Annotated in this window: 11 protein-coding genes and 1 tRNA gene; 5 read left to right on the top strand and 7 right to left on the bottom strand. The window is 41.3% G+C overall.

What is annotated here, in order from left to right:
- Position 1: 1 nt before the first annotated feature.
- The 7 genes from AAEY57_RS13425 to lolB all read right to left on the bottom strand — a co-directional run bounded on the left by AAEY57_RS13425 (position 2) and on the right by lolB (position 5,390).
- Positions 2 to 75, bottom strand: a tRNA-Met gene (locus AAEY57_RS13425).
- Between the two features lie 321 nt (positions 76 to 396).
- On the bottom strand, positions 397 to 1,488 hold the full coding sequence (ychF, locus tag AAEY57_RS13420; protein WP_008467970.1) for a redox-regulated ATPase YchF: 1,092 nt from the start codon (positions 1,486 to 1,488) through the stop codon (positions 397 to 399).
- A gap of 53 nt (positions 1,489 to 1,541) precedes the next feature.
- On the bottom strand, positions 1,542 to 2,126 hold the full coding sequence (gene pth, locus AAEY57_RS13415) for an aminoacyl-tRNA hydrolase (protein ID WP_008467968.1): 585 nt from the start codon (positions 2,124 to 2,126) through the stop codon (positions 1,542 to 1,544).
- An 18-nt stretch (positions 2,127 to 2,144) separates the two neighbouring features.
- Positions 2,145 to 2,759 (bottom strand): 50S ribosomal protein L25/general stress protein Ctc, encoded by a 615-nt coding sequence (locus tag AAEY57_RS13410; RefSeq protein WP_008467966.1) that lies wholly within the window; start codon positions 2,757 to 2,759, stop codon positions 2,145 to 2,147.
- A gap of 149 nt (positions 2,760 to 2,908) precedes the next feature.
- Positions 2,909 to 3,856, bottom strand: a complete 948-nt coding sequence (locus AAEY57_RS13405; protein WP_008115168.1) for a ribose-phosphate pyrophosphokinase — start codon at positions 3,854 to 3,856, stop codon at positions 2,909 to 2,911.
- An 86-nt stretch (positions 3,857 to 3,942) separates the two neighbouring features.
- Positions 3,943 to 4,800 (bottom strand): 4-(cytidine 5'-diphospho)-2-C-methyl-D-erythritol kinase, encoded by an 858-nt coding sequence (ispE, locus tag AAEY57_RS13400; protein WP_008467964.1) that lies wholly within the window; start codon positions 4,798 to 4,800, stop codon positions 3,943 to 3,945.
- A 2-nt stretch (positions 4,801 to 4,802) separates the two neighbouring features.
- Positions 4,803 to 5,390: a lipoprotein insertase outer membrane protein LolB gene (lolB, locus tag AAEY57_RS13395; protein WP_029610017.1), complete on the bottom strand. Its 588-nt coding sequence runs from the start codon at positions 5,388 to 5,390 to the stop codon at positions 4,803 to 4,805.
- Between the two features lie 83 nt (positions 5,391 to 5,473).
- Between lolB and hemA the strand changes: the two genes are divergently transcribed.
- From hemA to AAEY57_RS13370, 5 genes are read left to right on the top strand one after another with little or no spacing between them, the layout of a single operon-like run.
- Positions 5,474 to 6,730, top strand: a complete 1,257-nt coding sequence (hemA, locus tag AAEY57_RS13390) for a glutamyl-tRNA reductase (protein WP_024602657.1) — start codon at positions 5,474 to 5,476, stop codon at positions 6,728 to 6,730.
- Positions 6,731 to 6,737: 7 nt separating this feature from the next.
- The gene (gene prfA, locus AAEY57_RS13385) at positions 6,738 to 7,823 is read left to right on the top strand and encodes a peptide chain release factor 1 (protein WP_350608048.1); all 1,086 of its coding nucleotides are present in this window, start codon (positions 6,738 to 6,740) and stop codon (positions 7,821 to 7,823) included.
- A gap of 2 nt (positions 7,824 to 7,825) precedes the next feature.
- On the top strand, positions 7,826 to 8,665 hold the full coding sequence (prmC, locus tag AAEY57_RS13380; RefSeq protein ID WP_013465327.1) for a peptide chain release factor N(5)-glutamine methyltransferase: 840 nt from the start codon (positions 7,826 to 7,828) through the stop codon (positions 8,663 to 8,665).
- Positions 8,666 to 8,720: 55 nt separating this feature from the next.
- The gene (locus tag AAEY57_RS13375) at positions 8,721 to 10,274 is read left to right on the top strand and encodes a DUF3369 domain-containing protein (protein ID WP_350608049.1); all 1,554 of its coding nucleotides are present in this window, start codon (positions 8,721 to 8,723) and stop codon (positions 10,272 to 10,274) included.
- Between the two features lie 18 nt (positions 10,275 to 10,292).
- The gene (locus AAEY57_RS13370) at positions 10,293 to 10,667 is read left to right on the top strand and encodes a SirB2 family protein (protein WP_013465325.1); all 375 of its coding nucleotides are present in this window, start codon (positions 10,293 to 10,295) and stop codon (positions 10,665 to 10,667) included.
- Positions 10,668 to 10,694: the final 27 nt, after the last annotated feature.

Raw genomic sequence — 10,694 nt, 5'->3', positions numbered from 1 at the left:
GTGGCTAAGACGGGATTTGAACCTGTGACCCCATCATTATGAGTGATGTGCTCTAACCAGCTGAGCTACTTAGCCATCTTTTTTGTTAACACTTCATCGCTGAGTGCGGGGCGTATTATGCTGATATGCCCCAAATTCGTCAACACCTTTTTTGCAAAAAAACACTTAAGTTGGTTTGTTTGCAGGAAAAATAGGCTAACAGGCTACTTTTTAATTAAAACGTTGCTTTTTTAACACTCTTTGTGAGCTTTGTATTGTAATTTTGGCTTTGCCTTACAATTCTAAGCCTATAGTAAGGGTAGACTAATTATTACTTTTATTCGGCTGAAAAATAAAAAGGCTCGTAAAAACGAGCCTTTAAAAACAATGAGCCACTTAACGTGGTGCAATGTTTAATTATACGTTGAACAAGAAGTTCATTACATCGCCATCTTTAACAATGTATTCTTTACCTTCTTGGCGCATTTTACCTGCTTCTTTTGCACCGCTTTCACCTTTAAATGCAATAAAGTCATCAAAAGCAATTGTTTGTGCGCGGATAAAGCCACGTTCAAAGTCGGTATGAATTTTCCCTGCTGCTTGTGGTGCAGTTGCACCCACTGGGATAGTCCATGCACGTACTTCTTTTACACCCGCAGTAAAGTAAGTTTGCAAATGTAGTAGCTCATAGCCACCACGAATAACAAGGTTAAGTCCTGGCTCTTCAAGACCTAGGTCAGCCATAAACTCTAATTTGTCTTCTTCGTCAAGCTCAGATAGCTCAGATTCGATAGCTGCACACACAGGCACAACAACCGCATCTTCAGCGGCGGCTATTTCACGGACACGATCAAGTAGTGGGTTATTTTCAAATCCGTCTTCAGCCACGTTAGCAATATACATAGTTGGCTTAATAGTTAAGAAGTTAATAGGCGCAATGGCTGCTTTTTCTTCTTTTGTTAGCGCTAAAGAACGTAAAGTTAAGCCTTCATCAAGATGCACTTTTACTTTTTCAAGTACCGCATTTTGCTCTTTAGCGTCTTTATCGCCACCTTTTGCTTTTTTTGCATTACGGAACATTGCTTTATCAGCACTGTCCATATCAGCAAGAACTAGCTCGGTGTTGATCACGTCAATATCGTCAGCAGGGTCGATAGTACCAGCAACGTGAATAACGTTTTCATCTTCAAAACAACGAACTACATGGCCAATCGCATCTGTTTCACGGATATTTGCTAAAAACTGATTGCCTAGGCCTTCACCTTTCGATGCACCTTTAACTAAACCTGCAATATCCACAAATTCCATACTGGTTGTAAGAATACGTTGTGGGTTAACAATTTTAGCAAGTTCGTCTAGGCGAGGATCTGGCACCGGTACCACACCTGTATTAGGTTCAATGGTACAAAAAGGAAAGTTAGCGGCTTCAATACCCGCTTTAGTCAATGCATTGAAAAGTGTTGATTTACCAACATTAGGCAAGCCAACGATGCCACATTTAAAACCCATAGTAAGATACCTTGTTTAGATTCGTTTAATACGTGCGACCGTATACCCAAAAATTAGGGTTTAAACGAATGTAGTCTGTTTTGTGCTTTTAACACACCGTCTTTAGCAAGTATTTCCATACAACGAACTGCTTCATCAACTGCGGCATCCATTTTTTCTTGATCGTCCTTGGCTGCTTTACCAAGCACCCAACCGGTGACCATTTCGCGATGTCCTGGATGACCTACACCTATGCGTAAGCGCATAAAGTCTTTTTGATTTGCCATTTTTGCAATAATGTCTTTTAAGCCATTATGACCGCCATGTCCGCCGCCTTTTTTTAATTTAGCAACGCCCGGGTCTAAATCCAATTCATCATGGGCAACAAGTATGTCTTCCACGGGGATTTTAAAAAAATTGGCTAAACTACTCACCGCTTTGCCACTTAAGTTCATGTAAGTGGTGGGGATCAGTAATTTGAATTCTTTGCCTTGAATAATCACTTTGCCAGTAAGGCCGTGATATTTAGGGTCGTGTTTTAGCGTGCAGTTGTAGCGTGCAGCGAGTTCTTGAATGAACCAAGCACCTGCGTTGTGGCGTGTATTTGCGTATTCGGGGCCTGGATTAGCCAGGCCCACAAGCATTTGAATAGAATTCAAGGTGCGAGACCTTAAATATTATTCTGCAGCGTCTGAAGCGTCGTCTTCAGTTGGAGCTGCTTTGTTAGCTTTGATAGTAACGATAGACTGATCGTGGCCTTCGCCTTTACCAAGCTCAACAGATTGAACACCTTTAGGGAACGCAAGATCTGTAAGGTGGATTGAATCACCAGCAACAAGATCAGATACGTCTACTTCGATGAATTCTGGAAGTGACTTAGGAAGACAAGAAATCTCAACTTCAGTTAACTGGTGAACAACAGTTGCACCTAACTTAGTTACTTTCTCTTCACCGATGAAGTGTAAAGGAACCTTAGTTACTAGTTTATGAGCTGCGTCTACACGTTGGAAATCAAGGTGAGTAAGCTTAGGCTTGAAAGGGTGACGTTGGATATCTTTTAAGATTGCTTCAACTTTCTCGCCACCTACATTTAATGTAAGGATGTGAGTGTAAAAGCCTTCGTCTTCTTGTGCTTTGATCATATCTTTATGAGCAAAAGTAAGCGATACCGCTTCTTTATCAGCTCCATAAAGGATTGCCGGCACTTTGTCTTCGCGACGTAGGCGGCGGCTCGCACCAGTACCAGTTTCTACGCGAAGTTCAGCGTCATAAGTATAAGTTGTGTTAGACATGATGTCTCCAATAATTAAAAGTGTTAGGGCCTTTGCGACCAAGGTCCCTAGCCAAAAGGCGCGCTATCATACCACTGCGGGTTTATAAAATAAACATCGCTTACAAAAAAAGCGCCAAAAGGCGCTTTTATACTCATTAATGTTTAACTTTAGTGTTCAAACATTGCCGAGATAGATTCTTCGTTGCTAATGCGACGAATAGTCTCTGCTAACATATCTGCAAGCGTTAATACTTTAACAATATCAAGGGCTTTTAGTTCGTCAGACAGTGGAATTGAGTCAGTTACAATCACTTCGTCAATCACAGAGTTACGTAAGTTTTCTGCAGCTGTACCAGAAAGAATAGGGTGAGTAGCGTAAGCAAATACACGTTTAGCACCATGCTCTTTAAGGGCTTCAGCTGCTTTACACAATGTACCACCGGTATCAATCATGTCATCAACAATAATACAATCGCGGCCTTCAACGTCACCAATAATGTGCATTACTTGAGAAACGTTAGCTTGAGGGCGACGTTTATCGATAATTGCTAAGTCGGTATCGTTTAATAGTTTTGCAATTGCACGGGCACGCACCACGCCACCAATATCAGGTGATACAACAACCACGTCATCAAAGTCGCGGTTTTTCATATCTTCTAATAGTACAGGGCTACCAAATACGTTATCCACTGGTACATCAAAGAAGCCTTGGATTTGCTCAGCGTGTAAATCAACCGTAAGAACGCGGTCAACACCTACACTTGATAAGAAATCCGCAACCACTTTAGCTGTAATTGGTACACGGGCAGAACGTACGCGACGATCTTGACGAGCATAACCAAAATAAGGGATAACAGCAGTGATACGACCGGCAGATGCACGGCGTAACGCATCAACCATAACGATAAGTTCCATCAGGTTATCGTTAGTAGGGGCACAGGTTGATTGCAAGATAAAAACATCCGAGCCACGAACATTTTCATTAATTTGAACACTGATCTCACCGTCACTAAAACGGCCAACAACAGCATCGCCTAATTCAATATATAAACGTTTTGCAACTTTTTGAGCTAGGTCAGGTGTTGCGTTACCAGCGAAGAGCTTCATGTCAGGCACGGTAGGGTTCCTCAGGCACTGAATTTTTGGACTAACTTACATTGAGTGAACAAAGTAGGTTAACTTATGATTACTTGTACGTTACTTCATTTATCAATGATGGCGGCTAACTCCGTATGAGCAGGAGAGGTACTAACGCTGGATGCGATAAAACCCTGCCAAGTATGGGGGAGGTTAGCAAGTACATCTTGTGCTTGAACTTGGCTAGCAAATTCAACAAAACAACATGAACCTGTTCCGGTCATCTTTGATGGGGCGTATTTTAGCAACCACTGCAGGGTTTTTTCAACCTCGGGGCACAGCTTTTTCACTAAAGGCTCACAATCGTTGGTTAAAATTTGCTGTTGCCAGTCGCCAGAAAGTTTTGGCGTATCACGTTTTAAATCAGGGTGAGTAAATATTTGTGCTGTGCTGACATGTTGATTTGGGAAGACAACACAATACCACTTTGGCGGCAGTTCTAGGTACTCTAATTGCTCGCCAATGCCATGTGCTATGGCACTTTTACCTTTAATGAATACAGGTACATCAGCACCGAGTTTCAGGCCTAAATCAGCCAGTTCATCTAAAGATAGGGCTGTATTCCAAAGCGTATTAAGGGCTAAAAGTGTTGATGCGGCATCGGATGAACCGCCTCCAACACCTCCACCCATGGGTAAGCGTTTAGTTAAATTTATTTTTGCACCCATATCCACTTTACAGTGGGTTTGTAATAATAACGCCGCTTTGTAAATCAAATTGTCGGTTAGCGCAATGCCATTGGTGTCGCCGCTAATGCTAATATGAGTATCCGTGCTTAGTTTAAAATGGAGCTCGTCACCATAATTTAAAAACGTAAACAGAGTTTCTAATTCATGGTAGCCATCATCACGGCGGCCATTAATGTGTAAAAATAAATTAAGCTTAGCTGGGGCAATCAGCGAAAATTCAGTGTGAGTATGCATAGTTAGTTAAACTGCCAGTCATAGAGTTTGATTTTAATTTTAATCTTTTCATGGGTTAAGGTTAAAGCATTCGGTAACCAAAAACCGTATTTTTGGACGTAACTTGTGTAACTTATTTGCCACTTTTTGCCATTATCATCAAACCATAACACGCTTTTAGCACGCCCTAACTGATCAATTTCTAGGGTGTGATCGTCAATGGTAGCTTTTAACCATGGGCCTGCGTTATTAACCGGTAAAGTAAACCCTGTTAAACGTTGTAAAAGTGCACTGGCGTTACTATCAAAATACGGTTGGTCATCAAAGATTAATTCGGCGCCGACTGCGGTTTGTTTAAGCGATAAAATCCGTGTGCCAATAAACGTGGTTAACACTAAATAATTACTATTTTGTGTTTGTTGCCAATTTAAGTTGGCAGATTGGCGCTCATCTGGGCTAATAAACGCAAGTTTACCGTCTACTTGCCAAGTTTTTTGCTCGCCAAGGCGCAACTTCCAGTCTTCGTAAGGCTCTGTTTTGTAATTGTTTTTACTTGCGCAGCCGGTTAAAAATACAAATAGCAGTGTTAAAATCAAATATTGTCGAGTCAAATGTTGTTCCTTACTTTCCATATTCCTGAGATTTTTGATAAAATTGCCGCCTATGTAGTAGGGCTCAGCAATATTTGGCAGATATGACCATAATAGCACTTGGTATTAATCACAAAACCGCATCCGTAGAATTACGAGAAAAAGTGGCCTTTTCGCCTGAGCAAATTTCAGAGGCGCTACAACAATTAAGTGGCCATGCCGACTTTAATGAAGCAGTTATTGTCTCTACCTGTAATCGCACTGAAGTGTATTGTAGCCTTGCGCAGCAAAATTCCCAAACATTGTTGCAATGGTTGGCCAGTTTCCATGGTTTAGATGAACATGAACTGAGTAAAAATATCTACTGTCATGAAGACAGCGCTGCAATAAACCATTTGATGCGTGTAGCCTGTGGGCTTGACTCGCTGGTGTTAGGCGAACCACAAATTTTAGGGCAAATAAAACAAGCCTATAATAGTGCCAAAACTCATGATGCGGTGGGCGTTACGTTTGATCGTTTGTTTCAAAAAACGTTTTCGGTGGCAAAAGAAGTCCGTACCGAAACCAACATTGGTGCCAGTGCAGTATCGGTCGCCTTTGCGGCAGTTAATTTAGCAAAGCATATTTATGGAAAGCTGGATAAAACTAAGGTGTTACTCATTGGTGCCGGTGAAACCATAGAGCTGGTAGCAAAACATTTATACCAAAATGAGCCGCAAAAAATTACTGTTGCCAACAGAACAATAGAAAGAGCGCGCAGTTTAGCCGATGAAGTATCAGCCGATGTTATTGCGTTGGCACAATTGCCTGAACGTTTGCATCAAGCTGATATTGTGATTAGCTCCACCGCCAGCACTTTGCCCATTATTGGTAAAGGTGTAGTTGAGCAAGCACTGAAACAACGCCGCTATAAGCCGATGCTGTTTATTGATATAGCTGTACCACGCGATATTGAAAGCCAAGTCGGTGAACTCGACGATGCCTACTTGTACTCGGTCGATGACTTACAAGCCATTGTTAGTGAAAACATGGCTGCTCGTGAGCAAGCGGCAGAGCAAGCACAAATTATTATTAGTGAGCGCACCAAAGAGTTTTTTATGTGGTTGCGCTCGCTTGATTCAGTGGATTTAATTCGCCACTACCGTAATGATGTACAAACAACAAAAGCAGAACTTGTAGATAGGGCGCTTAGTCAGCTAAATACAGGTAAAGACGCAGAAAAAGTAATTTTAGAGCTGGCCAATAAATTAACCAATCGCTTAATGCACGCGCCTACCCGTGCCATCCAAGATGCAGCGAAAAAAGGTGAAGTGGCTCAGTTAAACCAATTGAAAAAAATGTTAGGTATAGATCAGGAATAACAGTTAAATGAAAGAGTCCGTTTATCGTAAATTAGAAACCTTAGTTGAGCGCTATGAAGAAGTTCAAGCGCTACTAAGTGACCCATCGGTCATTAGTGATCAAAACCGCTTTCGTACTCTTTCAAAAGAATACTCTGAGCTTGAAGAAGTGGTGAAAACGTTTTTAGCATACCAGCAAGCACAAGAAGACTTGAGTAGCGCTGAAGAAATGCTAAAAGATTCAGATCCTGAAATGCGCGAAATGGCACAAGAAGAATATAAAGAAGCAAAGGCACAAATTTCGACTTTAGAAGACGACATTCAAGTGCTTATGTTGCCTAAAGATCCGAAAGACAATAACAACGTGTTTTTAGAAGTTCGCGCCGGAACAGGGGGCGACGAGGCCGCTATTTTTGCTGGCGACTTGTTTAGAATGTACAGCCGCTACGCAGAAACAAAAAAATGGAAAGTAGAAGTTGTGACGACCAACGAAGGTGAACATGGCGGCTACAAAGAAGTAATTGCTAACATCAGCGGTGAAGGTGTGTATGGGCAATTAAAATTTGAATCAGGCGTGCACCGTGTACAGCGCGTCCCAGAAACTGAGTCACAAGGGCGCGTACATACCTCAGCCTGTACTGTTGCTGTCATGACTGAAGTGCCAGAAGCCGAAGCCATAGAAATTAATACCGCCGATATTAAAGTTGATACCTTTAGAGCATCGGGCGCGGGTGGTCAGCACGTTAATAAAACCGACTCTGCCATTCGTATTACTCATTTACCAACCGGTGTTGTGGTTGAGTGTCAAGATGAGCGTTCTCAACATAAAAACCGTGCAAAAGCGATGTCGGTATTGGCAGCGCGTTTGCAACAGGCTGAAGATGAAAAACGTCATGCTGCTGAGGCGTCTGAACGTCGTAATTTAGTGGGCAGTGGCGATCGTTCTGAGCGTATTCGCACATACAACTATCCGCAGGGGCGTATTACCGATCACCGTATTAACTTAACGCTTTATCGTTTAAACGAAGTGGTAGCGGGTGATTTAGGCGCTGTGGTTGAGCCGCTAATGCAAGAGCATCAGGCCGACTTATTAGCAGCGATGGGCGACGATTAATCGTGAACCTCACTGTTGAAAACGCTATTACTACCGGTGCTAATTTATTAGCATCAAGTAGTGATAGCGCAAAGTTAGATGCTCAAGTACTACTGCTTAATATTTTACAAAAGCCACGTAGTTATTTATTTACTTGGCCAGAAAAACAATTAACGGATGAGCAATCACAAGCGTTTGAGCGTGCATGTGAGCGTCGTTTAAACGGCGAGCCTGTTTCGCACATTACAGGGTATCGTGAGTTTTGGAGTTTACAGCTTGAAGTAAATCCAACAACACTCATTCCTCGCCCTGATACAGAAACCTTAGTTGAGCTTGCGCTTTCATGTAATGTACCAAATGACGCTAAAGTGCTCGATTTGGGCACAGGCACTGGAGCAATTGCACTTGCGCTTGGTAGTGAAATGCCTACATGGGATATTATTGCCGTTGATCGTATTGATGATGCGGTGGCACTGGCCAAACGTAATCAAAAACGATTAGCGATAAATAATGTGTGTGTTGAACAAAGCAATTGGTTTAGTGCGTTAAATAATAAAAAATTTGATCTAATTGTAACCAACCCTCCCTATATAGAATATAACGATAAACACTTGCACCAAGGTGATGTGCGCTTTGAGCCTTTGTCTGCATTGGTTGCAGATGATGCTGGATTAGCTGATATTAAACAAATAATTACACAATCACGTGACTATTTACATTCTAATGGCTATCTTTTAATTGAACACGGATTTGAGCAAAGTGCAGCTGTTCGCCATATATTCAACCAAATGGCGTTTATAAATGTAAGCACAGTGAAAGATCTTGGTAATAACGACCGCGTAACTTTCGGACAATGGCCTTAACTTATTAAAAATAGCCCCGTTGTTTGTTTGCATATGTTTTAAGGAACTCTTTGTGATGGAAGATTTTTTATTTTCAAATGAACAACCACCTGAAGTAGTAAGTGAAGAGCAAGGAACATGGAAAGTTCTAATTGTTGATGATGAACCCGAGGTTCATGCTGTTACGCGTTTAGCGTTGAGTGATTTTAAATTTCAAGATAGACGTTTGGAGTTTATTAGTGCTTATTCAGGCGCAGAAGCGAAAAAGTTGATTGATGATCATCCTGATGCGGCCATCATCCTACTCGATGTTGTTATGGAAACAGAGGATGCGGGTTTGCAAGTAGCAAAATACATTCGTGATACCGTTAAAAATAATTATATTCGCATTATTCTACGAACCGGGCAGCCAGGCCAAGCACCCGAGCGCCAGGTAATCGTAAATTACGATATTAATGACTATAAATCTAAAACAGAACTTACCGCACAAAAATTATTCACCGTGATGATGGCTAGCCTTCGTTCGTATCGCGATATTATTTCTATTGAGCAGTCACGTGAAGGCCTAGAAAAAATAATCACTGCTTCGCGCAATATTTTTGCAACCCATTCAATGGATAACTTTATTGAAGGCGTGATGCAGCAGCTTACTTCTTTACTAAACGTTGCTGATGAAGCCATGTATGCCACCACCTTAGTTGCGCAAAATCCGTCAGAGGAATTAAATAAAAAACTGATTGTTTGCTCTGGCACTGGTGATTTTGCTAAGCGCGAAGGGGAAGAGCTAGAAACAGTATTAGCAGCAGATCAACTCTTAGCGTGCCAAGAAGCCCTAGCTAACAAAGCAATTGTTTATAAAGATGACTATTTGTTTGCCTATTGTAGTAGTAAATTTAATCATAATTCGATGTTATTTGTATCCGGTGTGCCATCGAAACTGACAGATACGCAACGAAATCTAATCGAAATTTTTTCTCAAAATGTGCAGTTGGCATTTGAAAATGTACAATTACATACTGAAGTTGAAGCTACCCAACAAGAACTTGTTTATCGTTTAAGTGAAGCGGTTGAACAACGCTCATGCGAGACGGGTAATCACGTAAAGCGGGTTGCTTATATTTGTTATGAGTTAGCAATAGGATATGGGTTATCTGAAGAGCAAGCGAATTTAATTCGTTTTGCATCGCCTTTACATGATGTGGGTAAAATAGGTATTCCGGATGCTATTTTAAATAAACCTGGCAAGTTAAACAGTGATGAGTGGGACGTTATGAAAACCCATGCAGGTAAAGGCTACGCCATTTTAAAAGATTCACCGCGTAAAATAGTCAGCGCAGGGGCCTTAATTGCACAGCAACATCACGAAAAATGGGATGGGTCTGGTTACCCTTGCGGCTTAAAAGGCGAGAGTATCGATATTTTTGCTCGCATAGTGGCATTGGCCGATGTGTATGATGCACTGCGCCATAAACGTTGTTATAAAGGTGCGTGGACACTTGAAGAAGCGGTTGCGGAGATCAACGCAAATAAAGGAACGCATTTTGACCCTAAACTTGTTGATGTATTTAATGATAAACTTGAAGAACTTGAAGCGGTACTTTTACGCTTTCCTGACAAAACACATAACTAAACAGAAGTAACAATACATATGGATTATTTAGCATTAAAACACTCACACATGGCCATTGCGCTAGTGAGTATTATTTTATTTTACGTACGTTCTTTTTCTCGTATGGGCAGTGGCAGCCTTGCCAAAAATAAATTGGTTTTTATTGGTAGCCACAGTATAGACACTTTATTGATTGTCTCAGCCATCGGTTTAATGGCAATGGCTAAAATAAACCCATTAGAGCAGCTTTGGTTATTAGAAAAAATTATTCTAGTTATCGTTTATATTGTTGTGGGTATTATTAGCGCTAAACAAACGACAACCGTTCCAAAAATCGTATTTTTAGTACTTAACACCGCTGTTATTTTAGCTATTGGTTACTTAGCAACAGCGAAAGCACCGCTGTTGTTATAATTAACAATGCCTATTTAAGCTTTGCAC

The organism is Pseudoalteromonas sp. MER144-MNA-CIBAN-0113, assembly GCF_040308965.1.
Taxonomy (GTDB): domain Bacteria; phylum Pseudomonadota; class Gammaproteobacteria; order Enterobacterales; family Alteromonadaceae; genus Pseudoalteromonas; species Pseudoalteromonas tetraodonis.
This window is presented reverse-complemented; position numbering and strand designations above follow the sequence as displayed.

Bases quoted from the DNA above. Each gene is read 5' to 3' on its own strand.
- ychF (WP_008467970.1), bottom strand. From the start codon at position 1,488: ATGGGTTTTAAATGTGGCATCGTTGGCTTGCCTAATGTTGGTAAATCA.
- AAEY57_RS13410 (WP_008467966.1), bottom strand. From the start codon at position 2,759: ATGTCTAACACAACTTATACTTATGACGCTGAACTTCGCGTAGAAACT.
- ispE (WP_008467964.1), bottom strand. From the start codon at position 4,800: ATGCATACTCACACTGAATTTTCGCTGATTGCCCCAGCTAAGCTTAAT.
- hemA (WP_024602657.1), top strand. From the start codon at position 5,474: ATGACCATAATAGCACTTGGTATTAATCACAAAACCGCATCCGTAGAA.
- prfA (WP_350608048.1), top strand. From the start codon at position 6,738: ATGAAAGAGTCCGTTTATCGTAAATTAGAAACCTTAGTTGAGCGCTAT.
- AAEY57_RS13375 (WP_350608049.1), top strand. From the start codon at position 8,721: ATGGAAGATTTTTTATTTTCAAATGAACAACCACCTGAAGTAGTAAGT.
- AAEY57_RS13370 (WP_013465325.1), top strand. From the start codon at position 10,293: ATGGATTATTTAGCATTAAAACACTCACACATGGCCATTGCGCTAGTG.